The sequence below is a fragment of the Natrinema caseinilyticum genome (genome assembly GCF_024227435.1).
GTDB lineage: Archaea > Halobacteriota > Halobacteria > Halobacteriales > Natrialbaceae > Natrinema > Natrinema caseinilyticum.
This window is the reverse complement of record NZ_CP100446.1, coordinates 373,336-396,593: the sequence shown is the minus strand read 5'-3', so window position 1 is coordinate 396,593 and position 23,258 is coordinate 373,336. Positions and strand designations below refer to the sequence as shown.

The following is a 23,258-nucleotide window of genomic DNA, read 5'->3' as shown; positions in this document are numbered from 1 at the left end:
GATCCCGTGTGATCCGACACAAACACCGCCACATCGGCCGCAAGCGGCTCCACAGCACCCAGTTTTTATAGGACCGACGCGCGTCTTGATTTCCGGGTGCTAACGACCCACAAGAGACGTCGCGCGAAGCGACGGTTCGCCGGAGACGGTTAGCACCGAGTACACCCATGATTGGAAGACGATTAGCCACGACGGAAGAACTCATCGTCCTCGTCAGCCCCGACAGCGACGAGGAACTCGCAACGATCGAAGCGTGGGGGCACAAGCAGAACGTCCCCGTCAACGCGGTGAACGTGGGCGACGATATCGACCCGGTCTACGAGCCCGGAACGGAGTACCTCGGCGTCACCCTCGGCGGCGACGGGACCTACCTCGAGGGGGTCCGGCAGTTCAGCCCCAGGCAAATCCCGATACTGGGGATCAACGCCGGGAGTCTCGCGTTTCTCGCGAGTATCTCGCCGTCGGACCTCACCGACGCATTGACGGAGGCGGTCACCGGGAAAGCGACCATCGATCAGCGCCAGCAACTGCACGTCGACGCCGACGGCGTCGATTGTACGGGCATCAACGACGTGATGATCGAACACGTCCCGCCGGAGAACCCGGTCGATCGTAAGATCACCCGACTCGAGGTGTTCGCCGACGAGGAGTTCATCGGCCAGTACGAGGGCAGCGGGCTCGCGGTCTCGACGCCGACGGGATCGACCGGCGTGTCGCTCTCCGCCGGCGGCCCGATCCATTACCCGAAAAACAACGCCTCACTCCAGGTCGTTCCGCTTCACACCCACCGGCTCGGTGTCCGACCCCTCATCGTCGACGCGGACACGACCGTTCGGATCGTCTCCGCCGGCCCGGCGAACCTGCTCGTCGACGGCGGTCGAACCCAGACGACCCTCGACGAGGACGCCGTCGTCGCGATCGAAGGAGCGGAGACGCCGGCACACGTCGTCAACACGAGTTACGACGACGACTTCTTCACGTCCGTCTCCGAGAAACTCGGCTGGGGCGTCCGTGACGGAAAGGACGACACGGGCTCGGAACAGGTGTGGACCCGCCGGACGCGAGACCAGCGTGACGCCGCACTGCTCGAGCGAGCGAAACGGGTGGCAACGGAGGCCGCCCGTGCGGCCGGACCCGCGCTTCGCGAGCTTCACGGACAGACGGAGTCGGTCGAGTTCAAGACGGACAAGTCGGATATCGTCACCGAGGCTGACTACAAAGCCGAGAACATAATCACGACGGTCCTCGAAAGCGAGTTCCCGGACCACGGAATCCGGTCGGAAGAGACCGTACAGCGGGACGCTGCCGGTGAATACACGTGGTCCGTCGATCCGCTCGACGGCACCGGGAACTTCGCCCACGGGAATCCGAATTACTCCGTCTCGCTCGCCCTCCTCGAGAACGACACGCCCGTCGTCGGGGTCGTGTACGCGCCCGAAACTGACGAGATGTTCAGCGCGATCAGCGGCGAACACGCGATGCTCAACGGGAAACCGCTCTCGACGACCGATCGAACGTCACTCGACGAGTGCATGCTACTCTCGGGGTACGATCCGGACGGGACGTTCCTCTCGCACAGTTATCACGAAGCCCGCGGCGTTCGACGACTCGGCTCGGCCGCACTGAACCTCTGTTACCTCGCGGCCGGCAGCGCGGACGCCGTCTGGGAGTACGACACCTATCCGTGGGACGTCAACGCCGGAATCGTCATCGCGCGCACGGCCGGTGCGACGATAACGAACGCCGACGGCAACCCCTACGACCCGAACACCGCCCTCGATACGAGAAACGAGCTGCTCGGTTCGAACGGTCCGCTCCACGACACGCTGCTCGCACACCTCCAGGACGCTGAAACGCTTCAACCCTCGGCCTCGAGCGCGACTGACTGACTCGAGATTCCGCCGCTCGCCCCATTTCCACTGCCATCCGCCGTTCGCTCCGTTACTCTCCCGTCGCGCACGGGCCCCTTGCAAGGAACGACCCGTCACCCGGCTCTGCGGACACGTCGTGATCACGTGCCGCGACCGCTCCGTCGGCAATGACAGTATCGACCCGCCAGCTCCAGGTCCGGCCCTCGAACGGCGTCCACCCGCCGTTGAACGTCAACTCGTCCGCGGAGACGTTCCACGGGTCGTTTCGGAGGAGCACGATATCGGCATCCGTCCCCACCGCGAGCGACCCCTTCCGCGGGTACACACCGCTCTCGCGCGCGGGTCTCGCACAGACGAGTTCGAGGAGTCGAGCCCACGAAATCCGGCCCTCGTGGACGCCCTCGCTGACCAGAAACTCGAGCATCGTCTCGACGCCCGGTACCCCCGCGTACGGCTCCCAGATATCCTCCCAGCCTCGCACGCGGTCCGCCCGGTGCGTCGGGAAGTGATCCGTCGCGACGAGATCGATCGTCCCGTCCCGAAGCGCCTGCCACAACCGCTCGACTTCCTCGGCGGATTTCAGACTCGGATTGACCTTCAGAAACGGACCGCGCGCCTCGACGTCGTCGGCGGAGAACGCGAGGTACTGCGGACACGTCTCGAGCGTCACGGGGACGTTCGCGCGAGACGTGAACCGGTCGGCGACCGTCGCGGCGCTCCCGCTCGAAATGTGGACGACGTGAAGGGGACAGTCCGCGTACTCCGCGAACCACCCCACGCGACTGATGGCCTCGAGTTCGGCCTCGAGCGGACGCGACTCGGGGTAGAGCGTCGGGTCAGTCCCCTCGAGTCGGGCCCGCGCGCGGTCCAGAATCGCCTGTGATTCGCAGTGGACGCGGACCGAGCCGCCGGCCGCCCCCACGTCGCGCATCAGGTCGACGATCACGCCGTCGTCCGCGCGGTACGGCTCGGCCGTGAAGGTCTTGAAATCCGGAACGCCCGCCTCGAGGAGCCCCGCGACGTCGGTCCCGGTTTCCTGGACGTTTCCGGCGACGAGTCCGAAATCGATGTGTGCCAACTTGGCACATTCGTCTCGCTTCTCCCGGACCGCCGCGGGCGTGGTAACCGGTGTTTGCGTCGGTAATTCGATGACGGTCGTCACGCCACCGGCGACGGCGCTCTCGGTCTGGGACGCGAAATCGATGTCGTCCGGGAACAACGACGGGTCGTGCATGTGCGTGTGGACGTCGACGGCGCCCGGGAGCGCGACCATACCGTCGGCCCGAAGGACCCGATCGGCGTCCGCCCCGGACACCGAGAGCTCCGGTCCGATCGCCGCGATCGTTCCGTCTTCGATCGCGATCGACCCGTGCCGGAGCCCCGCGTCGGTTACGATGCGAGCGTTCTCCACGAGACAATCGGTCATGATTACCATACTCACGCGCGGCTGTCATAACAGTTCAGGTACGCCCCGGTCCGGGTCGCCCGCATCTTGCGCGTTCCCGTCGCTTTCGTTCACGCGCCACCTCGCACTACCCGCGGGGACCGAGTCCAGATCGATCGACGGAGCGGACGGGAGATAGTTTTTTGGTAGTCGATAGAGATTCACACGTTGTGATACTCAACGCTGGGACGCTCGTCACCATGAACGACGAGCGCGAGGTCAGAGAAGAGGTACACGTGGTCGTCGAAGACGGAGAAATCGTCGACATCGCCGACGGGTACGCATCGGGAAACGACGTGATCGATGCCCGTTCGGAAGTCGTCATTCCCGGTTTGGTCAACTGCCACACCCACATGTACGCGCTGCCGATCCGGGGGGCCCCGCTGTCGGTGTCGCCACAGAGCTTCTACGAGGCGCTGGTCGACATCTGGTGGGAAGTAGACGAAGCGTTCACGATGGATGACGCGCGACTCTCGGCGCTCGGATCGTGCACGGAGATGCTCGAGAGCGGCGTGACCGCGTTCTGTGACAACTACTCCGGCCCGAACACGTTGCCAGGTGCGATGGACGCCGTCGCCGAGGGGGTCGCACAGACGCCGATCCGCGGCATGATCGCGTTCGAGACGACCGCCCGTAACTCCCGAGACGAGGCGCTCGCAGGAATCGACGAGAACGAACGCTTCATCCGCGAATCGGAGGACGACTACGATCGGGTGACGGGACACTACTGTCTCCACACGCTGTTTACCAACCCGGAAGAGATCGTAGAGGAGTGCGTCGACCGAGCGACGACCGACGACCGGCCGATCCAGATCCACCTCGAGGAGGGACTGGTCGACGTTCACAAATCGATCGAAGAGTACGGTGAACGACCGGTTCCCGCCCTCGAATCGATGGGGTTCTTCGACGCCGACGTCATCGCAGCACACTGCGTCCACGCGACCGACGAGGAGATCGAGATTTTAGGCGAGAACGACGTCGCCGTGGCGCACAACCCGTACTCGAATACGAACAACGCGGTCGGCATCGCGAACGTCGAGAAGATGCAGGAGGAAGGCGTGACGATCGGAATCGGTGGCGACGGGTGGGACCCGGACATGTTCGAGACGATGCGGACGGCCGTCGGTATCCACAAATTGAAACAGACGAACCCGAGCGGATTCGACAACGCCGTCGCCCTCGAGTGGGCGACGATCGGCAGTGCGACCGTGATGGGAATGGACGATCGGATCGGGAGCATCGAGGAAGGCAAGCGTGGCGACCTCGTGACGCTCGATCTCGGACCGAATCCGGTGCTCCCCGAGAGCGCGCCGTATTACGTGGTCAGCGCGGCGAGCCGGGCCGACGTGACCCGAACGATCGTCGACGGCGACACGGTCTACGAACGCGGCGAGGGTGTTCGGTCGGTCGATTCCGCGGACCTGGACGCCGTCGGAGCCGCGAGCGCCGAACTCTGGGATCGCCTGTGAGCCGCCTCGACCCGCTCCCCTCGTAGACTCGCGAGGAAGCGCACGACGACACGGTCGCGCCGACCGCAGTATCCGCTCTCGTTTTGTAGACGACACGCAGTGTCCGCGTAAACGGCTCGTACACATCCCGTGGTCGGGTCCCCGAAACCGAAGCCACGCGACTCCGAGCGCCGACGAGAGGCGACGGAGTCGCGGATCGTCCGAAGACGAGAATCGCGACGTGGCGGTACTCCGGTCGCCGTCGGAAAACGAACCGTCGCTTCGAGTCGGTACGCGGTATCTGTGCTCGGTGAACGGGATCGGTCAGTCCGCGCCCTGCCAGTAATATACACCCTTAGGGTGTGATTTTTTGACGGGCGCGGACGGGGGATCGTTCGCCAATAATATACACCCTTAGGGTGTGATATTTGTCGATCACTCCGAGAGACGGTGTGTGACACGCGGACATCCCTCACAGAACCCCTCGGGGACCGATGGGTGCGAACGAGCAGTGTACGCATAGTCAGGCTTATAAGATCACGGCCGAAAGTATCAGAAGATGCCTACTGATCACGGTTGCAAGGTCGACGCAACGATCGATCAGTACAGCCTCGAGACGGCCGATCCTCGCCACGAATCGCTCGACGACGGGCTTCTCGCACGGTGGAACGGGACGGACGGACACACGGGCGTCGGCTATCGGACGCTGACCGAGTGGTTCAACAAACGGCTCCTGAAGCGCATCTACGACGAGCACGGCAGAGAGGCGCTCGATGCACGGATCGATGCCGACTACGAGGCGCTTTCCGGCGACGACGACCTGGTCCGCGACGAGATGATCGAACGACTCGCCACGGCAGGGATCGACGGCGAGCAAGTACTGGACGATATGGTGTCGTGGGGAACGATGCGAACGCACCTGAACGAGTGCCTCGAGGGCTCGAAAGAGCACGCGGAGGCCCGCACGGACTGGGAGCAAAACAGCATCGCCGTCGCACGGGACATCGCAACCGAAAAAGTCGACGAAGCACTCTCCTCGCTCGCCTCGAAGGGCGAACTCGACGGCACGTCGTCGTCTACCGTCGAGGTACAGATCCACGTGCGGTGTGACAACTGCCCCACGCGAGTCCCACTGGATGTGGCACTCGAGCGTGGATACGTCTGCGAGACGCACAGCGAGACGACCAACGAGACGAAAACCGAACAATGACCTGGAAAATCGATATCGAGAACATCGCCGGGATATACGAGGGAAGCGCGGAACTCGAGCCCGGACTGAACGCGGTCAAAGGCTCGAACTGGCAGGGGAAGTCGAGTTTCATCGAGGCCATCAAGACCGGTCTCGGGACGACCGCGACGCTCACCGAAGGAAGAGACCACGGACACGTCCGCCTCGAGACGCCCGAAAGGGCGGTTTCGCTCGATCTCAGTCGCTCTAACGGCGTCGTAAACGTCGAGGGAACGCCCTATCTCGAGACCGAATACGACGTCGCTCGAACCTCGTTGTTCGCCTGTCTCGGTGAACAAAACGAAATCAGACGGGCCGTTCGGGAGGGGCGAAACCTGGAGGACGTACTGTTGCGGCCGCTCGACTTCCAGAATATCGACGTTCAGATCGCGGACCTGAAAGCCGAGCGGGACGGAATCGATTCCGAGCTGGCACAGGCGCGAGAGGCGCGGAAACGGCTCCCCGGCCTCCAGGAGCGCGTGACGCAACTCGAAACCGAAGTCGAGGAGCTCCAGGACCGACGCGAGGAGCTTTCAGCCGGCGGCGCCACCGAGGACCGGGCCGACTCCGTACAGAGCGAGCTGAGTCAGGCTCAGGCGAACCGCAGCCAGGCGGAAAGCCAGGTCGAGCGCCTGACACAGACCATCGACCGCGTCGAGACCCGTCTCGAGGACCGTCGATCGGAACTCGAGACCATCGAAATCGACGAATCCGATTCCGTCGAGTCCGAACTGGCCGATGCACGCTCGGACCGCAAGGAAGTGAATCGGGCCCTGGAAGTGCTACAAAACGTGTACTCGGCCAACGAGATGGTACTCGAAGAGGACCAGCTCGATCTCATCACCACCGTCGACCGGGAACTCTCCGGCGACTCGGTCGTCTGCTGGACCTGCGATTCGACGGTTTCCCGAACGGACCTCGAGAATCGACTCGACGCGCTCGGGGAGAAAATCACCGAGAAGCGCGCCCAGCTCGAAACCCATCGCGATCGAGTCGAAGAACTCGAGGCACAGCGGGAGGAGCGTGCCCAGGCGCGGCGACAGAAACGGGACATAGAGACGAAAATAGAGGATCTCGAGGAGAAACTCGCCGATCGGAAACAGAGCCTCGAAGAGGCCCGCGATCGCTTCGAACGAGCGGACGAGCGCGTCGAGGCGCTCAGCGAGGCGGTCGACGAAACAGTCGACGAGATTACCGACGTCGAGAGCGAAATTAAATATCGGGAAGCGGAACTCAAGGATGCGCGCACCGAACTCGACGAACTCGAATCACGGGCCGACCAGATAGAGCTGTTAGAAGACGAACGTGAAGAGATTCAACACGAAATAGCGGAGCTCAGAAACCGCAAACAGGAGATCAAACAACGGGCGCGCGACGAGTTCAGCGACTCGATCCGCGATATCAGCGACCGGTTCGAAACCGGGTTCGAATCCGCCCATCTGACCGGCGGGTTCGATCTCGTAGTGGCTCGGGACGGACGCGAAGCGAACCTCGAGGCGCTCAGCGAGGGTGAACTCGAACTGATCGGATTCATCGCGGCACTCGCGGGATACGAATCGTTCGACGTCGACGAGGCGGTGCCGATCATGCTCGTCGACGGAGTCGGGAGCCTCGCGGACGAAAATCTACGAACGCTCGTCGAGTATCTCGACGAGCGAACGGAGTACCTCGTTTTCACCACCTATCCGGAACACACGACCGGTGATGGCCAGACGATCGATCCGACGACGTGGTCGGTCGCGAGTCGTGACGCGATCGACGCCGACTGAGAGCCATGCGGAACTCGACGAGTCGATCGTCCCCACTATCGCACGAAACGATCGACAGCCGACGACGACACCGTCACGAAACGCCCTGTCGGATCGTGACGCCCCAGAACGGTAAGCCGGACGGCAGGATAGCGGACGACGGGATCCGCAAACCAAGCCTTTAACCTCGCTTCGGGGAAATGGTGGTCGTGAATGACATCCGACCCGAACGACGTCATGAATATCGGAAATCGGCTCCTCAAACAGTATCCCGACGCGTTTTCGACCGAATTTAGTACGAACAAGCAGGTCGTCCAAAACATGACCTACGTCAGCTCGAGTCGTCTCCGCAATCGTATCGCCGGATACATTACCCGGCAAAAACGGTCCAGTTGATACTTCTATCGGGGATTTCGCGCGGTCCAGAGATGCCGACGTGTGTCCGGGAACGAGAGGGTGAGAGCGATACCTCGGCCGACGTTCGACGGGAGCAGGATAATATTGCTCGTACCCATACACAGTTAGTATGTTATTGGGTAACAAGAGTGTATGGTGGTTAGCGCCGCGATTGGGGAACTCGCCGAGATCCTCGCACGGCTCGAGCAGACCGACAGAGAGGTACGAAGTGTTGCGCTTTCGGAAACGGACGGCGACGCGGAAACGGTAACCGCTCGCGTCGGGGTGAGTACCCCGGTAATTGACGGCGGGACCCTGAGCGACGACGTGACGGTCGAGGCCGCCGAATCCGAACTGACCGACGGCCGCGTCGACGTCACACTCGAGTTCACGATTCCCGCTGGCGCCGGTGAAGTCGCGTTCGAGTCGCGTCAGTCTCGTCAACTCCAGGGGGCCGTGAAACAGACCGAAACGTACGAGTCGACTGCCGGCACTGCATCGTACAAAGACCCGGACGTCCTCGAAACGGTGTACGAGCGATACGATTCGTTCCCGAAGATGACCGAAGCGCTGGGGGTCGACGTCACGTCCGAAACGGTCCGGCGATACATGGTGAAATACGGCATCCACGATCCGGACGACTCGAGCGCCGACGCGACCGATCGGACGGGCGACGAGCGCGAAACGGTGAGTGGTGACGATGCGACGGGAGGGGGCGAACGGGCGAAGGATCCGTCGGCGGACTCGAACGCCGCATCTTCACCTGTCGACGAGTCACCCGCGCCGGAGGACGGTACGGAGTCGGAATCGACCGCCGACGAGCCCGAACCGTCGGAATTCGGCGAGCGGTCCGTCGCCGAGATTCTCGCCGAAACGAACCTCGAAGAGGACGAGTCACTCGTCGCCGATGGCGTCGGTGTTCAGCGAAATCTGACCGTCGCAGATCTGACGGAGATACTCGAGCGATCGAGGACGGTCTCCGAAGTCAAACGCGCGCTCGATCTGGATCACGACCAGACGCGTCGGGTTTTGAACGAACTCGGGGTCATCTCGTTCGTCACCGGCCGACTCACCGATCCCCGGGACGATATCACGCTCGCCGACGTCGAACGGTGCGTGCGGAACGGATAATACCATCCCGATCCGGCATCGTTTCGCTCGCCACCGTGCTCCGGACTGGCTACGGCGGCCCGAGTCGGAACGATCCGTTCACCTCCCCGATCCGAACCGCGACTTTCAGGCGGTGACGTGACCGCTCGCGTGCGGTTCGACGACCGTGATACGATAGTACTCGGTGAATTTGACGACGTCGTAGCGGGTGAGCTCCGCTTCGACTTCGGGTTCGACGGCTATCTGGCCGTCTTCCCACACGACCTGATAGAGGAACTCCCTGGCTTTGTTGGAGAGTTCGTCGATATGTCTGACGTCCACCGTCGGCGGAATCGATTCGATCGGGGTTACTGTAACTCGCGATTGCATGCTAACTGCTACCATTACTCTTCTCTCTCGCATCGCTATTCAATATACCGCATCGAGACGGGTGTGCGGCCGTTTCGAAGGGGTGCGTGTACCGAAAGTAGGTAGAAGCCATCGAAACAAGCCCGATTGATACGTTCGATCTACGCAACGTACAGTGCTCGTATACAGCTGCTTTCGACACAGGCCCTCGTACCGAGAGACCGGCAGGAGAGAGTCGCCGTCCACAGTGAAACCCCTCTGCACCGGACCGCGACGTCGCGGTCCGCCAGATGACGACCGCGAGGAGGAACCGATCGCAGCCTCCATTCGGCCGGTGTCATCGAGACACTGCATCGGTCGGGCCCCGTGGAATCGGATCCGACAACGGGTCGCACGATCTCCGCCCACACTGCGTGGCGATTCGGGGTTCGTTTGGCAAACGTTATTGTGTTTGGCACTCGCATGCACACACGAAAAATGACGGCCGACTCCAAGAACATCATAAGCGTCGGAAACACGCTCCTCGAGCGGTATCCCGAAGGATTTTCGACCGACTTCGAGGAGAACAGAGAACAGGTCGAGAAACTGACCGACGTCGAATCGAGGCGGATTCAAAATCGAATCGCCGGGTACGTCACGCGAAAACGCGCCGGAAAGATTCAGTAGCGTCCCGGTAACCCGCGAGATTCGATCGCGAGGGCGGTCGGTTCCCGGCGCTGATTCGGCGCTCGGCGCGTCGAACGGTAGAAACAATTAACTGCACCTGTACGGAGCGTACATGATATGGCCACCATCAGAATACGGGACTGGACGAAAGAACAATTAGAGGAGATTCAAGAAACGGAGTCACACTCGTCTCACGATTCGGTCATCAAGTCGCTGTTGAAAGACCACGAATTAGCGCAGTTTGCACACACCACTGCACCGACCGAAGAGTCGATCGAATCCGACCCGGTGGCCGAGGAAAAGGCGTTCGACGACTTGACGGTATTCGACGAGTTGACGACGGTCGATAACGAGGTGCTGTTCCTCTGGTGTCCGAACTGTGGCAAGGAGATGGCACACCTCTCGGTCGACAACCCGATCGACATCCCCGTTTACGAAATGGAGTGCCAACGCTGTCTCACGCATCTGGACCATCACGCGATCGTCGGCATCGAAATCGGCTATCCCATCGAAAAACGGCTGGTCGAAAAGACGCTCCAGGACGATCTCAAAGCCAGCGTCATCGACTACTGGGATCGAAAACTCGAGCGACTGGCGATAGAGGTCTCCGACGATACCGATCTGGACCACCACGTCTGGCAGTTCGGGCAGTACGTGCGCGACTTCAACTGGGACTGGCCGTCGGACGTGCCGGTCATCGGTATCGAAATCGGCACGACGTATCGGGACGAGATAACCGGTGACGTCCTCGAGGTGCTCGAATGCGTCACCGAAAACCGGAACGAACTCGACACGTACCGAATCGAGCGATACGACAGCGATACCGGGGAGTCGGAAACGGAAATCATGGGAAAGGAATCGCTCATGCCGCTGCTCCTCCGTCGGAGCCTCTTCGTCGAAGAAAGGGACGGGTCGGACGGCCCTCGATAGCGCGAGCCTGAGGTCCGTCGCGGCTCCCTCGGTACGCTGAACGGGCGTGACACGATCACGGTCCCGTCGTGGCCGACCACCGTCTCGTTACGCCGACGTATCGGGATCGTTCTCCGTGGGCTTTCGGTCACCCGGTCGGTCGATGTCCCGAAGAACACCCGGATCGCCCGTCTCGACGATGGCTCCGTCCGACGCATCCCGGAGGACGTCCCGTCCGCCGATATCACCCGACACGGAACCGAGTGCGTCGAAATGCTGCGCGTCGAACAGAACCGGATTTCCCCGCGTTCCGTCGTACCCGGCGGTAAGTGCCGAACCCCGGCCCCGCCGATAGGCGCCGACCAGCAACTCGACCGTGGTCGGAGAGACGGCCGGCATGTCGCCGAGCGCGAAGAGAACGGCGTCCGCGTCCCGGTCGCGAGCCGCAGCAACGCCGGTTCGAACGGAGGTGCTCTGACCGCACTCGTAGGATTCGTTGTAGCGATAGTCGACGTCGTACGCACGGAGTGCCGATCGAATTCTGTCGGCATCGTGTCCGAGGACGACCGTGACGGCTTCGAGTGGCGTATCGACGAGCGTTTCGACCGCCCGGCAGATCAACGGATCGCCATCGATGGATTCGAGGAGTTTGTTCGCCGACCCGTATCGATCGCTGGTTCCCGCCGCCAGAACGACGCCGTGGACGGCCACCTCTCGTTCGAGATCGGCGACCGGGTACGGGTCGACGACGGGAAGATCCTCGCGCGTCATTCGATCACCGAATACGGGACGACCTCGACGTCATCACCGGCCTCGAGCGGCGTCCGCGTCACCACGAGCCCGTCCGCTCGACTCGCGCGGGTACTCGAGGACAGCACGCTCGGGTCGAATCGGTCGTCGTAGACCCGAAGCGGCGAATCGCGATGGCCGAGCGGCATGGCCCGACGACCGCCGTCCTCGTTCGAGATCGTCACGGGAATCGCGTATTCGAAACCGTCAGGGCCGAGTGAGACCGCTCGTTCGACGGTCGCGGTGACCGTCGGGAGCGCCGTTTCGCCCGTAAAGAACGGGCGCATCACGAGGGTAGCGACCGTGTGGGCGCCGATGGGTTTCCCCGGGATAGCGAACACGACCGCATCGTGGTCGGGAAGTCTGGCGAACGCGATGGGTTTGCCCGGCCGGATTCGAACCCGGTGGAACAGTACCGTCCCGAGTTCGTCTATCGCCCGGACGACGTGGTCTTTGTGCCCGACGCTCGTCCCGCCCGTCGTGACGACGACGTCGTAGTCCGTCGCGAGTCGATCGATCGCCGACTCGATTCGATCGTACTCGTCCGGGACGGTGCCCTCGTAGGTCGCCTCGTGGCCCCACGAGCGGACGAGGCCGGCCAGCATCGGTGAATCGAGGTCGCGCGATCGTCCCTCGTGGATCTCCGTTCCCGTCGCGAGGACCCCCGTCGAGAAACGATCGGCGACCTCGAGGCTGGGCCTGTCGAGATCCCCGAGAAGAATCGCGTCTTTCGCCGAGACGCGTTCGCCGCCGTCGAAGAGGACGTCGCCTTCGCTGACGTTGCTCCCGCGCTCGTACGTGTACGTCCCCGGGGCGATGTCGGTTCCGCGAAGCAGTCCGTCCGCGACGGTGGCCTCCTCCCGTTTCAACACCGCGTTCGCCGCCTCCGGAATCGGTGCGCCCGTCGCGACGCGGATCGCTTCGCCCGACCCGATCGACGGTGGCTCGTCTTCCGGAAAGACCTCGCCGTCGACGACGGCCAGCGGATACGAGTCGGTCGCGTCGAACGCGAACCCGTCCATGGTCGCGAAATCGTGTTCCGGAACGTCTCGCTGGGCGACGATCGATTCGGCCAGGACCCGCCCGGAAATCGAACCGAGAGGGACCGTTTCGGTCCCGACCGCCGAAACGAATTCGCGTCGGGCGCTCAGCACCTCTCCCAGGACGGTTTCGCGCCAGACGAGGTCCTCGTGATCAGTTCCCATGTCTCATCCTATTCTGATAGTCACTAAAACGTTGTCCGTCGACCGACGAACCGACCCGCCAGGTGCGCGTCGGTCGCGCACCCGGCCGACGACGTCCGCGGATACCGGCGTGTACCGGAGAACTCGAGGTGCCACAGCCATCCGGTTCAGCGAGGTCGGTCGATCGATTCGCTGTCCCGCCGTCCGCCACCCGTCGCGGTGACCGGTGCGATACGATCGGGTCTCACTCGAGTGAGTTGGCCCGGTTCTGAATGTCTCCGCCGCACTCCCGACAGTATCCGGGGTGGGACGCGGACCGGACTATTTCGCCGCACTGCAAGCACTCGTACGTGGACTCCGTTCGGGGATCGTCCTGAGCGTCGAACATCAGCGGAGAGCAGCACGGACAGCCGTATAATACCTCGGCCGAGTTGTCACGTTGGCACGTCCACGACGAGGAGTGCCACCGGCCCAAATCGGTGGCAAATGACAGCACGTCGTCGCAAAAACGAACGGTTCCTGTCAGTCACGGGTAATTATCGGGGCCAGGACTATCTCCACGGTCGATGGTCGTCGACCGACCGATCGCCGGGGACGGTTCGGCGGTCCGCGCAACTCGTCGAGCGGCCTTCGATGCGGGCACCCGTCGTCCGACACGGCGTCGAAACGAACGCCTGACAGCGATCCGGATCCCTCCCGAATCGCGAAATACGTCCCGCGTTTCGTTCGGCGGACGGGTACGCCCCGGATAGTCAAAGCCGGACCCGGCATATATGATTCGAACCAGATATTTTGATCCTGCGCCACTATTGTGCTAATAATGCAATATAGAATGCCCCTCCTCTCCCGTCTTCCGTCTCGCTGCGATGGGACGTGGGCCCGTTTTACGATTGGGCTGCTACGTCGACCGTGTACGCGTGACGAACGGTACGCGCTCTCGTATTCGACCGAGAGTGGCCGATCTCGATCAGTTCTATTTCGTGACGGTGTCGCATTCGTCGGCTGTCGACCGAGCACGGGAAACGACTCGGTGTGAGATTCTGTGGGGAGGACACCGTCGGAAGAAGTATTCGAACGTCCCTGCGGTCCTCCAGACGGTCCTTCACGGTCCACCGACAGTTCGTGCCCGGTAGCCACTTCTCCGGACGCCGATCGAATGTCGTGCGCGTGGCCCTTTATCTCACATTTTTCCCACTACTATACATCCTCATACAGTCTTATGGCAGCAATATTATACTGTTGCCGAGTGTCCTTGAACGCGGAACCGTTTCCGATCCCGGACCGGCGAACGACGGTGCAGTCGCTCGTCTTCCGGGACCGACCCGATGGGGAGACGGCGACCCGGAGCGAACGCCAAGACGAGAACTCGACCCGGCTCGAGAACGGCCCCTCGTCACTGGCGGACTGCAGAGCGACGGACGACTGGTGTCGTCACCCGCTCGGCGGTGAATCGGAGCGTCCGGGCCGACCGCGGCCCTGGTAGAAGTCCCCGCCCCACTGTCCGATCCAGATGTCTTGATTGGCGAGGTACAGCGACCACTCGGTGTCGAAGCGGTCGTCGGTCACGGCCCATTCGTCGGCGTGCGGGTCGTACTCGACTTCGGCGTTGTAGACGGCCGCTTGACCGTGTTCGCCGCCGGCCGCCGGCGGTAACGGAAGCGTGTACCGGGCCAGCGTGTACCGGGCCTCCTCGTTGCGGGACTGCGGGCGTTCGACACGCTGGAGTCGACCCCTGTTGAACGTCTGGTTGAAGAACCGGGCGAACGTCTCCTTTACATCGTCCATCTCGAGTACGGCGTCCGCCGTATTGAGCCCGCCCGTGATGTCGCCGGCGTCTCGAGCGGTGATCGCGTAGGTATCAGCACTCGGTCCGAGCGTTTTCCCCGCGCGGGACCCCACGCGCCCGCGATCGCGCTGCCGCCGACGTCGATCCGGGCGGCGATTTCGAACGGATCGACGCGAAGGACGGTCACCGTCTCGTTCGTGATGTCCGCGACGAAGCCGTATTCCCCGTCGGGTGTGAGCGTCATATCGCACGGCTCGCTGTAGCCGACCGCGATCTCTCCGGTGACTTCGCCGAACGTCTCGCTCTCGCGATCGGCGTCGATGCGAACGAGGCGGTGATCGTCGGGATCGACCGGATCGGGCTCCAGGGACGTCGTTCCACCGGCAGCGACGAGCAAGTGGGCTCCGTCCGGAGTCACGTTGGGATAGTTCGGTCCGAAACCGGTTTCGATCGCCGCGACCTCCTCGAGCGTGTGTTGATCGAGCGCTTTGACGCCGCCGGACACGTTGAGCCAGAGCGTCTCGTACTCCGAATCGACGCCGGTGCCGTACTGATTGGCCGGGAACGATGCGGTCGTTCCGATGTGAACGGTCTCGACCAGTTCGTCAGTCGCGGCGTCGATGATGCTCAGCGTCCGATCACCGGTGTTGAAGACGTACACCGTCGGCGCCCGCCCTCCGTCGCTGTCCGACAGACACCCCGACAGGATGGCGGTCGCTCCGATCGCCGCCGACGACTGCAGTACCCGCCGCCGATCGATCCCGTTCCGGAAGGGATCGGTCGGGTCCGGATTCGTTCGAATCCGTCCGGACTCGTTTTCCGCCCCCTCCGCTCCGTGATGCGTCACAGTCGCCCCTTGGTCGGGCGACCGTAAATAACGAACCGCGTCAGTGCATCGGCCGCACACGATCACGATCGGACGATCGAGGAAGCGACCCGTCCGACGATCGTACGGCCGCGACGCGTGACCAGATACCTATTTTACGGAGCCACACCGAATTGGACACGGACGCCGATCGAGGAACGAATCCATGTCAGATCTGACAGCTTCCGAGAGAGCCCGCTCCGTCTCGAGACGATCCGTGCTAACTGCCGCCACCGTCGCCGGACTCGGAACCCTCGCGGGCTGTGTAACCGGGACGCCCGAGGACGGAAACGGAACGGACGACGCGGGCGGTGGAAGCGATGTAAGCGAGCGGGACAGAGAACTCGCCGCGGAGATGGTCGAAACCATCGACACCGACCTCACGGTCACCGGCTGGGAGTTGCCAGGGATGTTCGTTCCCGAATACACGGATAGCATCGGGCTGGAAGCGGACGTCGTGATTCTCGGGAGCGCCTACGCCGACGTCGCCGATCGAGGGTTCGATCACAAAGCGATGCCGACCGCCCAGAACGCCGACGGAGCGGTAGAATTCATGGTCTTCATCGAACCGGAATGGGCCGACTCGTTTCTCGAGGGCGACTGGTCGAAAGCGGAGTACTACACCCGCATCGAAGAGTCCGTCCACTGATTTGCTCGCGGAAAACGGCTTCGACGAAGTGCGAACGGGTTCGGGACCGGTCCACTGTGAGAGCAGCATCACGCACCCGTAGGCGGTAATTATATGCTCGTTCGCACCCTGAAAACTGCTGTCGACCGACCCGGAGCGGTGACAGCACGTCCCGTCGGTACCGGATATCAGGTGAAAGCGCCGGCACCGGATATCGGATGGAGGCGCCGCGGCCGGATATCGGGTGGCGGTGCTACCGATGAACGAAACAAACCAGTTACGAGAGCGATTCGAGGCGTGTGACTCGCTCGCGATTGTTTGCCACCCGAACCCGGATCCGGACTGTATCGCGAGTGCGCTCGCGCTCGAGCGAATCGGGGCCGAATCAGGCGTGGACGACGTGCAATTATTCTACTGCGGTGAGATCTCTCACCAACAGAACCGAGCGTTCGTAAATTTGCTAGACGTATCGATCCGCCATCCGTCCACGGATACGTCGATTACCAACTATCAGTCGTTGGCACTCGTAGACCACGCGGAAATCGACCCGTCGCTCCCGCGCACACCCGATTCGCGCATCGAGATCATCATCGACCATCACGAGGTCACCGACCAGTCTCTCGCGGAGTTCGTCGATAGCCGACCGGACTACGGCGCAACGGCGACGATCATGATCGAGTATCTCGCCGAACTCGACATCGAACCCTCGTCGCGACTGGCATCCGCGCTCCTCTTTGCCTTACATCGCGAACGGCTGGATTACGTTCGGCATCCGACCCGCAGGGAGTATCACGCGGCCTCGTTCGTTTGCCCGTACGCCGACAACGAGACGCTCGACCAACTCTACGGCTCGGCGTACACACCAGCGACTATCGACGCGATCAGCGAAGCCATCGCGCGACGGCGGGTCCAGGGGTCGAGCCTCGTTACCACCGTCGGACGAACGACGGAGACCGACGCACTACCGCAAGCGGCCGACTACCTCTTGAATCTCGAGGGCGTCGACACGGTGCTCGTCGAGGGCGTCGTCGACGATACCGTCCGAATAAGTGCTCGGTCGATCGATCCTCGAATTAACGTCGGTGACGTTCTGAAGCGAGCGTTCGACGACGTCGGAAGCGCCGGCGGTCATCAAGACATGGCCGGCGGTCGGCTCCGACTCGGCATATTTGCGGACAGTATCGCGGACGACGATTCCCTCCTCGAAACGCTGTTCGACGACATCGCTCGTCGGTTTTTCGACGCGTTGAATTTCGACCAGAACTCCGCGTGATCCGACACGCGCAGATTTCGACCACCGGCACCGTTCGAATACGGCCGCCGCGGGGCACGCCGCCGGCCGACCGCCGTTCGTCGACGACCTGCCCGAGCGGGACGAATTCGCGGCCGCACGGGCGTGATGGCGGCGATCAGCCCGAGACGCACCGTTCGATCAGGCGCGATATATACGCATATTATTTAAATAGGGGCCGGTCGAAGCGGCGGTCGTGTCCATGCGATGCAGCACCGGTATACGGATACCACCCGTCCGAACCAGGGGGAATACATGAGCCATACCAAAGACCGCCTTTACGACCTCTCACCCAGCGCGAAACTCGTCTTCAAAGTACTCGAGGAAAACGGCACGATGACGCAGAGCCAGATCGCGGACGAATCCTTCCTGGCCAAGCGGACCGTCCGGTACGCACTCGGCAACCTCCGTGACGCCGATATACTCCACGAACGCGTTTCGTTCCGCGATGCGAGAAAAACGCTCTATTCGATTCCGGAATCGGTGGCGGCCGACGAGATGGTAGGCGCCACGAAGTGATAGCACCGAGCGAAAACGGGGAGCAACCGTCTTCGATCTGGAAACCTACGACCTCGCGTACGCACCGCCGTTCAATTCGACGTGGGACCCGGTGCTCGTGGCTGCGAAGGTCCTCTCCGGATCGCTGCGGTAGCACCGCCCACTAGGCCTCGCGACACGCGGTTTCGATCACGTCGTCGATCCAGCCCTCGAGATCGTCGCCGCGAGCCGTCTCGAACAATCGCTGGCCGTGTTCGTCACCCGACAGCACCTCGAGTCGGCTCGGATCGGGTGCGTTCTCGTGGAGCCGTCTGGTCGTTTCGACGAACCGTTCGTCGTCGTTCTCCGCCACGACGAACAGCGACCGTGCTCGGATCTCGGACCCGCGGTCTGTGCCGCCGCCGGGGGAAATCGCGACCAGCCCGTCGACGTCGTCGCCGGCTTCTGCGGCAGCGACGACCGCCGCTTCGCCACCGATGCTCGCTCCGACCAGGACGACGTGGTCGACGCCGACGGTCGTTCGGAGTTGCGCCACCGCCTCGCGGATCGCCGTCGGACGATCGTCGTCGGGATCGATCGCGAGCCCGAACCGGTCGCTCCCCGTGAGCGCCTCGGCCTGGTCCGTCCAACTCGCTCGGTCCATGTTGATCTGCGGGACGAAGACGATACCACACGACGCATCGTCGCTGCCGAACGCGAGTCCGTCGACGGAAACTGACGACTCCCCGCCGTCGCCATCGGTCCCGTTCGTCCCCCCGGGTCCGATTCATCGGACGTGCCGAGACAGCCGGTAGCGACGATCCCGATAGCCTGTGACGACACGCCGAGGACGAGGGTTCGACGACTCGGTTCCGGTGACTCCATAGTCGACGCTATTCCCTCGGCGCTATTAGTAATAAACTGATAAACCGACCGGGCGAGCTACCCACATCCGACGAGGGAACTCGACACCGGGACGGGAGAGAAGATGGGCGCGAATCGCTCAGTCGCCTTCCGCCGACGAGTGCTCGTTCGCCCGACTTCGAAGACCGTCTGCGATCGCGGGAACGTCGCTTACGGACACGGCGCCGTCGGCCTCGAGTTCCGCGACGGACTTCGGGAATTCGCGGAGGTCCTTGTGAATCGCGATCCCCGCTTTCGCTCCCTGACCCATGGCGACCGGGACCTGGTTGTGGCCGGGCACCAGATCGCCGACCGCGAACAGCCCGTCGACGGAGGTCCGCCCGTGATCGTCGACGTCGACCGTGCCGTCGGCCGTGAGGTCCGCCCCGAGTGACTCCGCCAGGCCGTTGTTGTACTCGGAACCGTACATCGCGAACCCGCCCCTGTACTCGCGAACGGTTCCGTCTTCGAATTCCAGCGCCTCGAGCCAGCCGTCCTCGCCGTTCCGGACACCGGTCACGTCGTCGTGAACGATGTCGACGGGATGGTTGTCGAGCATCGTCGCCGTCTCGTCGCTCCACGTCGGCTCGTCGCCTCGAAGCAAGAGATCCACGTCGTCGGTGTAGTTGAGCATGATCATCCCGACGTGGGCCGCGCTCTCGCCGTGGCCCATCACGTAGACCGGTTCGTCGACGAACATGTACGCATCACAGTGGAGACAGTAGTGCAGCCCCCGTCCCGTTCGGGGTAGCGGCGGGTCGGGACGCCCGTCCGAAAAGCCGGCCGCGAGCACCACGCGATCGGCGAGAGCCGTTCCGTCCACCGTTTCGAGCTCGAACGAACCGTCGCGGCGCTCGATTGCGGTCACGAACTCCTGGCGGTAGTCCGCGCCGTACGAGCGAATCTGATCGACGGCCGTCTCGAGAAACTCGTTGCCGGAGACGGATTCGGGGACGCCGATGACGTTGTGCGTCTCTTGCATCATCGCGGCCCGACCGCCGCCGCGATCGAAAACCGCGGTTTCGTGGCCGAGTCGCGTCGTGTAAAGAGCGGTCGTCAGACCGGCCGGTCCGCCGCCGACGACGGCTACCTCGTAGCGGGATTCGTCTTCGAAATCGAGGGATGATGTCATAAAGTAACGTTGTGTAATGCGGTTACTCGTCGTTAGGTATAAACGTTGGCCAATCGGAGCGTTACCGGGTTACCGCTCGGTAAGTGCCGTATTTCTCATCGACACCGCGTGACCGACCGGCGGCGAGAACGCGGTACTCGTAATGTGAAAGCTACCAACCATGTGTAACGTGGTTACAACAGGTAACTATTTGTAGCGCTGTCCTGTCCCTTTCGGTATGACCGAGACGTCACAACAACTGGAAGTGTGGTGTGCTGGCGAAGACTGGTGTCCGATCACGTCAACCGCCACGTTGATCGGAAAGAAGTGGCACACCGTGATCCTCCACCGACTGCTCGCGAACGGCCCGCTCGGGTTCAACGCGCTCAAAACGGAAGTCGGTGGGATCTCGAGTAAGGTTCTCTCCGACGTACTCGAGGACCTCGAGGAGAAGCGGTTGGTCGACAGGGAGATCGTCAACGAGAAACCGGTCCGGGTCGAGTACTCGCTGACCGAACTGGGCGAATCACTCGAGCCGGTTATCCAGGAGATGGCCGAATGGGGCAGAGAATACCTGACGGCACCATCGGACGAAGCGAACTCGATCGCGTAGGAACGTCGAGATGGCCGGTGCGGGGTCGATACCGATCGTCCAGTGGGTCGAAACGTGGGCGGATTGGCGTCCGATAGGTAGCACGTGGGCGGATTGGCGTCCGATGGAGCGACGTCTATTCGAGGACGACCGTTCGGTTCCAGTCATCTTCATTATATGTATCTGCAAATTATTGTATTTCCAGTCGTGGTCTCCTATTCCGTCTGAGCGGGTATCCCCCTCGTGGCTCGAAAGTGATGTTTCCGCTCTCGAGTGAGTGTCACGATCGATCCGAGCACCCCCTCGTGTCGGTACCGATGGATTTCTGTTGTTTTCCCGATAGTAGCGCCAAATATAACTCATATTATAGGAATCGCAGGACGTCGCAGTCACGGGGGAGAGCCCGTAGGTATATGCTCGTTCCCGGAGAGAAGACGGTATGTCCTTCTCGCCAGAGCGGGTCACGACAGTGACGTTCGATTCGTACAGCACGCTCGTCGACGTCACTCCGGAGACGTTCGACGCGGCGCTGGCACCGGTAACTGACGAGCCGCGGTCGGTCGCGCGCCTCTGGCGCCGACGATCACTGGAGTATGCCAAAGTGAGTAACGACGTCGGCGGATATCGGCCGTTCTACGATTTCAATCGCGCGGCGCTCGAGTACGCACTCGAGGTCCACGGCGTCGATGTCACGAGCCGGCAACTCGAGGAGATTCTCTCGGTGTATCACGACCCGGAGCCGTACGAGGACGTCCGCGATAGCTTCGAGCGGCTCGTTTCAGCCGGCTACGACTGCTGGATCCTTTCGAACGGCGATCCCGAGATGCTCGCGTCGCTGCTCGAACGGGTCGGTATCGAAGATCTCGTCGAGGATACGATCAGCGCCGACGAGGTACGGACGTACAAGCCGGCCGTCGAACTTTACCGACACGCAGCGGCGCGAACTGGGACGCCGATCGACGGACTGTGTCACGTCACCGCGGGCTGGACCGACGTTCTCGGTGCCATGAACGCGGGAATGCAGTCCGCGTGGGTCAATCGAGCCGGGGATCCGTGGGAGGCGTTCGGTGCGGAACCGAGTATCGTCGTCGCGGATCTCACCGCCTTCGTCGACGCCCTGTTAGAGTGAGGCGAAGGTCGCACTCCCTGAGGGTGCGGCCGGGTCGACACTCGGTGTATCCACAACAGCATCACTCGAACGGCGACGGGCGGTCGGCACCGACGGTCGGGACGATCGGCCAGTCTCGAGGCCGGACGTCCCGTCGGAGCCCCGACTCGCGTCTCGGATACTGGTGACGTGGATCGAACTCACGGTCGTCGGCACCACCGGTGGTATCGTCGGTGCCACGGTCGGCGGCCCACCCGGCTTCATCGTCTCTCTCGCCACGACGCTGCTCACCGTCGGGATCATCTTCTACAACGTGAACGAACTCGTCAAAGCGTGGGTGCGGACTCCGCAACGGAAACGGAGAGCGGGGACTCGTGAGATGACCCCGGTTCGACCCGAGCGCTCCGCTCGAACGCGCGGGAGCGATCGGGCCTGCGGAGTCGTCGACGGACTCCCGTGGTTCGCTCGGAGGCCGTCGATCCCGTCGCGAGCGAGGTGACGGTTTTACCGTCGGAGCGAACGTACCACCCGTATCGATCGACACATGGACCGCTTTCGAACGAGCACCCGTCGACCCGCCGAACCGGTCCCCCTGACCGATGGCGATGGAACCGGATCGGGCGGAACGCTCGTGGGCGTGCGGACGATCGACGGCGTGGTACTCGTCTCGGACACGCGGACGAGACGCGATTCCGTCGTGTGCAGCGAGGGCGTCCGGAAGATCGCCCGGATACACCCGACCGCCGCGATGGGATCGACCGACGATCTCGGTGGTGCACGATCGGTCCTCCGAACGATCCGGTCCGCGGTCGACCTGTACGAGAAGAGACGCGGCGAACCGATGGACGCGACGGCCCTCACCGGGGCCGTCGCCGCGAAACTGCGCTCCCGCTCAGCGCCGGCTGGCCCGTTCGTTCTCGGGTGCGTCGACCACGAGGGCCCGCACGTCTTCACCCTCGAACGCGACGGGGGCGTCCTCGAGGACGAGTACGCGGCGGTCGGGAGCGGGCGAGGGAGCGTCTACGGCAGCATCGATGCCGAAGCGCCCGAGTCGCCCTCGATGGTCGAGGCGCGTCGAATCGCGGGTCGTGCAGTCGAGGGCGCCTCGGAGCGTGACGGGTGGACCGGTGAAGGTGTCCAGGTCGCCGAAATTACGGCCGACGGCGTGGACATCGAGCGACACGACTCGGTCGACGAGCTCCTGTGAGGGCGAGTCGGGAGGTTTCGACCCGGGTCGCGGCCGAGTCGTCCTCGGACCGTCCTCCCCTCCTCGTCCGCGCGGTGAACGACGGTCCCGTTGCAGGCGGTTCCGGTGCTGACGATTCGTGTCACCTCGATCGCCATCCTCGTGCCCCC

At 62.9% G+C, this 23,258-nt stretch carries 23 protein-coding genes and 1 pseudogene; 15 read left to right on the top strand and 9 right to left on the bottom strand.

Translation table 11 applies throughout. The features are described 5' to 3' along the window. Nucleotides 1-167: 167 nt before the first annotated feature. On the top strand, nucleotides 168-1,889 hold the full coding sequence (locus NJT13_RS21250; RefSeq protein WP_254525534.1) for an NAD(+)/NADH kinase: 1,722 nt from the start codon (nucleotides 168-170) through the stop codon (nucleotides 1,887-1,889). A gap of 52 nt (nucleotides 1,890-1,941) precedes the next feature. Here the strand turns inward: NJT13_RS21250 and NJT13_RS21245 are convergent, their stop codons facing one another. Beyond that, on the bottom strand, nucleotides 1,942-3,297 hold the full coding sequence (locus NJT13_RS21245; protein ID WP_254525533.1) for a dihydroorotase: 1,356 nt from the start codon (nucleotides 3,295-3,297) through the stop codon (nucleotides 1,942-1,944). A gap of 188 nt (nucleotides 3,298-3,485) precedes the next feature. On the opposite strand from NJT13_RS21245, the gene NJT13_RS21240 reads away from it, so the two are divergent. The 5 genes from NJT13_RS21240 to NJT13_RS21220 all read left to right on the top strand — a co-directional run bounded on the left by NJT13_RS21240 (nucleotide 3,486) and on the right by NJT13_RS21220 (nucleotide 9,266). Further along, nucleotides 3,486-4,784: an amidohydrolase family protein gene (locus NJT13_RS21240; protein WP_254525532.1), complete on the top strand. Its 1,299-nt coding sequence runs from the start codon at nucleotides 3,486-3,488 to the stop codon at nucleotides 4,782-4,784. Between the two features lie 538 nt (nucleotides 4,785-5,322). Beyond that, a complete protein-coding gene (rdfA, locus tag NJT13_RS21235; protein WP_254525531.1) occupies nucleotides 5,323-5,973 on the top strand; it encodes a rod-determining factor RdfA in 651 nt (216 codons plus the stop codon). Then, nucleotides 5,970-7,760, top strand: coding sequence for an archaea-specific SMC-related protein (locus NJT13_RS21230; RefSeq protein ID WP_254525530.1), 1,791 nt, complete (start codon nucleotides 5,970-5,972; stop codon nucleotides 7,758-7,760). Before rdfA ends, NJT13_RS21230 begins: the two co-directional genes overlap by 4 nt. A gap of 192 nt (nucleotides 7,761-7,952) precedes the next feature. Continuing rightward, nucleotides 7,953-8,135, top strand: coding sequence for a 30S ribosomal protein S17e (locus tag NJT13_RS21225; RefSeq protein WP_254525529.1), 183 nt, complete (start codon nucleotides 7,953-7,955; stop codon nucleotides 8,133-8,135). A 153-nt stretch (nucleotides 8,136-8,288) separates the two neighbouring features. After that, entirely contained in the window at nucleotides 8,289-9,266 is a 978-nt protein-coding gene (locus NJT13_RS21220; protein ID WP_254525528.1) for a DUF8073 domain-containing protein, read from the top strand. Nucleotides 9,267-9,371: 105 nt separating this feature from the next. Here NJT13_RS21220 and NJT13_RS21215 read toward each other — a convergent pair whose 3' ends face one another. After that, nucleotides 9,372-9,629: a DUF7979 domain-containing protein gene (locus NJT13_RS21215; RefSeq protein WP_254525527.1), complete on the bottom strand. Its 258-nt coding sequence runs from the start codon at nucleotides 9,627-9,629 to the stop codon at nucleotides 9,372-9,374. Nucleotides 9,630-10,070: 441 nt separating this feature from the next. On the opposite strand from NJT13_RS21215, the gene NJT13_RS21210 reads away from it, so the two are divergent. Together NJT13_RS21210 and NJT13_RS21205 are read left to right on the top strand one after the other, a co-directional pair. After that, on the top strand, nucleotides 10,071-10,259 hold the full coding sequence (locus NJT13_RS21210) for a 30S ribosomal protein S17e (RefSeq protein WP_254525526.1): 189 nt from the start codon (nucleotides 10,071-10,073) through the stop codon (nucleotides 10,257-10,259). Nucleotides 10,260-10,376: 117 nt separating this feature from the next. Next, nucleotides 10,377-11,189: a hypothetical protein gene (locus NJT13_RS21205; protein ID WP_254525525.1), complete on the top strand. Its 813-nt coding sequence runs from the start codon at nucleotides 10,377-10,379 to the stop codon at nucleotides 11,187-11,189. 87 nt (nucleotides 11,190-11,276) lie between these two features. On the opposite strand, the gene NJT13_RS21200 is transcribed toward NJT13_RS21205, so the two are convergent. The 5 genes from NJT13_RS21200 to NJT13_RS21180 form a co-directional block, all read right to left on the bottom strand. Then, nucleotides 11,277-11,939 carry a nucleotidyltransferase family protein gene (locus tag NJT13_RS21200; protein WP_254525524.1) on the bottom strand — a complete coding sequence of 221 codons (663 nt, stop codon included), beginning with the start codon at nucleotides 11,937-11,939 and terminating at the stop codon, nucleotides 11,277-11,279. Then, nucleotides 11,936-13,162 (bottom strand): molybdopterin molybdotransferase MoeA, encoded by a 1,227-nt coding sequence (locus NJT13_RS21195; protein ID WP_254525523.1) that lies wholly within the window; start codon nucleotides 13,160-13,162, stop codon nucleotides 11,936-11,938. The genes NJT13_RS21200 and NJT13_RS21195 overlap by 4 nt, the downstream gene beginning before the upstream one ends. A gap of 223 nt (nucleotides 13,163-13,385) precedes the next feature. Further along, nucleotides 13,386-13,529: a rubrerythrin-like domain-containing protein gene (locus tag NJT13_RS21190; protein WP_254525522.1), complete on the bottom strand. Its 144-nt coding sequence runs from the start codon at nucleotides 13,527-13,529 to the stop codon at nucleotides 13,386-13,388. A 1,043-nt stretch (nucleotides 13,530-14,572) separates the two neighbouring features. After that, nucleotides 14,573-14,926, bottom strand: a complete 354-nt coding sequence (locus NJT13_RS21185) for a hypothetical protein (RefSeq protein ID WP_254525521.1) — start codon at nucleotides 14,924-14,926, stop codon at nucleotides 14,573-14,575. Next, nucleotides 14,914-15,774 carry a YncE family protein gene (locus NJT13_RS21180; RefSeq protein ID WP_340681199.1) on the bottom strand — a complete coding sequence of 287 codons (861 nt, stop codon included), beginning with the start codon at nucleotides 15,772-15,774 and terminating at the stop codon, nucleotides 14,914-14,916. Before NJT13_RS21180 ends, NJT13_RS21185 begins: the two co-directional genes overlap by 13 nt. Before the next feature lie 184 nt (nucleotides 15,775-15,958). Between NJT13_RS21180 and NJT13_RS21175 the strand changes: the two genes are divergently transcribed. The 3 genes from NJT13_RS21175 to NJT13_RS21165 all read left to right on the top strand — a co-directional run bounded on the left by NJT13_RS21175 (nucleotide 15,959) and on the right by NJT13_RS21165 (nucleotide 18,230). Further along, nucleotides 15,959-16,441: a hypothetical protein gene (locus tag NJT13_RS21175; RefSeq protein WP_254525520.1), complete on the top strand. Its 483-nt coding sequence runs from the start codon at nucleotides 15,959-15,961 to the stop codon at nucleotides 16,439-16,441. A 238-nt stretch (nucleotides 16,442-16,679) separates the two neighbouring features. Then, on the top strand, nucleotides 16,680-17,693 hold the full coding sequence (locus tag NJT13_RS21170) for a DHH family phosphoesterase (protein WP_254525519.1): 1,014 nt from the start codon (nucleotides 16,680-16,682) through the stop codon (nucleotides 17,691-17,693). A gap of 273 nt (nucleotides 17,694-17,966) precedes the next feature. Beyond that, nucleotides 17,967-18,230: a MarR family transcriptional regulator gene (locus NJT13_RS21165; RefSeq protein WP_254525518.1), complete on the top strand. Its 264-nt coding sequence runs from the start codon at nucleotides 17,967-17,969 to the stop codon at nucleotides 18,228-18,230. A 142-nt stretch (nucleotides 18,231-18,372) separates the two neighbouring features. Here the strand turns inward: NJT13_RS21165 and NJT13_RS21160 are convergent, their stop codons facing one another. Next, nucleotides 18,373-18,852: an alpha/beta fold hydrolase gene (locus tag NJT13_RS21160; protein WP_254525517.1), complete on the bottom strand. Its 480-nt coding sequence runs from the start codon at nucleotides 18,850-18,852 to the stop codon at nucleotides 18,373-18,375. A 339-nt stretch (nucleotides 18,853-19,191) separates the two neighbouring features. After that, a complete protein-coding gene (locus NJT13_RS21155) occupies nucleotides 19,192-20,223 on the bottom strand; it encodes an NAD(P)/FAD-dependent oxidoreductase (protein WP_254525516.1) in 1,032 nt (343 codons plus the stop codon). A gap of 217 nt (nucleotides 20,224-20,440) precedes the next feature. Between NJT13_RS21155 and NJT13_RS21150 the strand changes: the two genes are divergently transcribed. From NJT13_RS21150 to NJT13_RS21135, 4 genes and pseudogenes are all read left to right on the top strand, one after another. Continuing rightward, entirely contained in the window at nucleotides 20,441-20,815 is a 375-nt protein-coding gene (locus NJT13_RS21150; RefSeq protein ID WP_254525515.1) for a winged helix-turn-helix transcriptional regulator, read from the top strand. A 418-nt stretch (nucleotides 20,816-21,233) separates the two neighbouring features. Further along, nucleotides 21,234-21,923 carry a haloacid dehalogenase type II gene (locus tag NJT13_RS21145; RefSeq protein WP_254525514.1) on the top strand — a complete coding sequence of 230 codons (690 nt, stop codon included), beginning with the start codon at nucleotides 21,234-21,236 and terminating at the stop codon, nucleotides 21,921-21,923. Between the two features lie 100 nt (nucleotides 21,924-22,023). Beyond that, a pseudogene (locus NJT13_RS21140) lies at nucleotides 22,024-22,254 on the top strand (hypothetical protein); the annotation flags it as partial. Between the two features lie 192 nt (nucleotides 22,255-22,446). Further along, entirely contained in the window at nucleotides 22,447-23,109 is a 663-nt protein-coding gene (locus tag NJT13_RS21135) for an Ntn hydrolase family protein (protein WP_254525513.1), read from the top strand. The last annotated feature ends 149 nt before the right edge of the window (nucleotides 23,110-23,258 follow it).

Coding starts and splice junctions, on each gene's coding strand:
- NJT13_RS21250 (WP_254525534.1), top strand. CDS start 168: ATGATTGGAAGACGATTAGCCACGACGGAAGAACTCATCGTCCTCGTC.
- NJT13_RS21245 (WP_254525533.1), bottom strand. CDS start 3,297: ATGACCGATTGTCTCGTGGAGAACGCTCGCATCGTAACCGACGCGGGG.
- rdfA (WP_254525531.1), top strand. CDS start 5,323: ATGCCTACTGATCACGGTTGCAAGGTCGACGCAACGATCGATCAGTAC.
- NJT13_RS21230 (WP_254525530.1), top strand. CDS start 5,970: ATGACCTGGAAAATCGATATCGAGAACATCGCCGGGATATACGAGGGA.
- NJT13_RS21225 (WP_254525529.1), top strand. CDS start 7,953: ATGACATCCGACCCGAACGACGTCATGAATATCGGAAATCGGCTCCTC.
- NJT13_RS21220 (WP_254525528.1), top strand. CDS start 8,289: ATGGTGGTTAGCGCCGCGATTGGGGAACTCGCCGAGATCCTCGCACGG.
- NJT13_RS21215 (WP_254525527.1), bottom strand. CDS start 9,629: ATGGTAGCAGTTAGCATGCAATCGCGAGTTACAGTAACCCCGATCGAA.
- NJT13_RS21210 (WP_254525526.1), top strand. CDS start 10,071: ATGACGGCCGACTCCAAGAACATCATAAGCGTCGGAAACACGCTCCTC.
- NJT13_RS21205 (WP_254525525.1), top strand. CDS start 10,377: ATGGCCACCATCAGAATACGGGACTGGACGAAAGAACAATTAGAGGAG.
- NJT13_RS21200 (WP_254525524.1), bottom strand. CDS start 11,939: ATGACGCGCGAGGATCTTCCCGTCGTCGACCCGTACCCGGTCGCCGAT.
- NJT13_RS21195 (WP_254525523.1), bottom strand. CDS start 13,162: ATGGGAACTGATCACGAGGACCTCGTCTGGCGCGAAACCGTCCTGGGA.
- NJT13_RS21190 (WP_254525522.1), bottom strand. CDS start 13,529: ATGTTCGACGCTCAGGACGATCCCCGAACGGAGTCCACGTACGAGTGC.
- NJT13_RS21185 (WP_254525521.1), bottom strand. CDS start 14,926: ATGGACGATGTAAAGGAGACGTTCGCCCGGTTCTTCAACCAGACGTTC.
- NJT13_RS21175 (WP_254525520.1), top strand. CDS start 15,959: ATGTCAGATCTGACAGCTTCCGAGAGAGCCCGCTCCGTCTCGAGACGA.
- NJT13_RS21170 (WP_254525519.1), top strand. CDS start 16,680: ATGAACGAAACAAACCAGTTACGAGAGCGATTCGAGGCGTGTGACTCG.
- NJT13_RS21165 (WP_254525518.1), top strand. CDS start 17,967: ATGAGCCATACCAAAGACCGCCTTTACGACCTCTCACCCAGCGCGAAA.
- NJT13_RS21160 (WP_254525517.1), bottom strand. CDS start 18,852: ATGGACCGAGCGAGTTGGACGGACCAGGCCGAGGCGCTCACGGGGAGC.
- NJT13_RS21155 (WP_254525516.1), bottom strand. CDS start 20,223: ATGACATCATCCCTCGATTTCGAAGACGAATCCCGCTACGAGGTAGCC.
- NJT13_RS21150 (WP_254525515.1), top strand. CDS start 20,441: ATGACCGAGACGTCACAACAACTGGAAGTGTGGTGTGCTGGCGAAGAC.
- NJT13_RS21145 (WP_254525514.1), top strand. CDS start 21,234: ATGTCCTTCTCGCCAGAGCGGGTCACGACAGTGACGTTCGATTCGTAC.
- NJT13_RS21135 (WP_254525513.1), top strand. CDS start 22,447: ATGGACCGCTTTCGAACGAGCACCCGTCGACCCGCCGAACCGGTCCCC.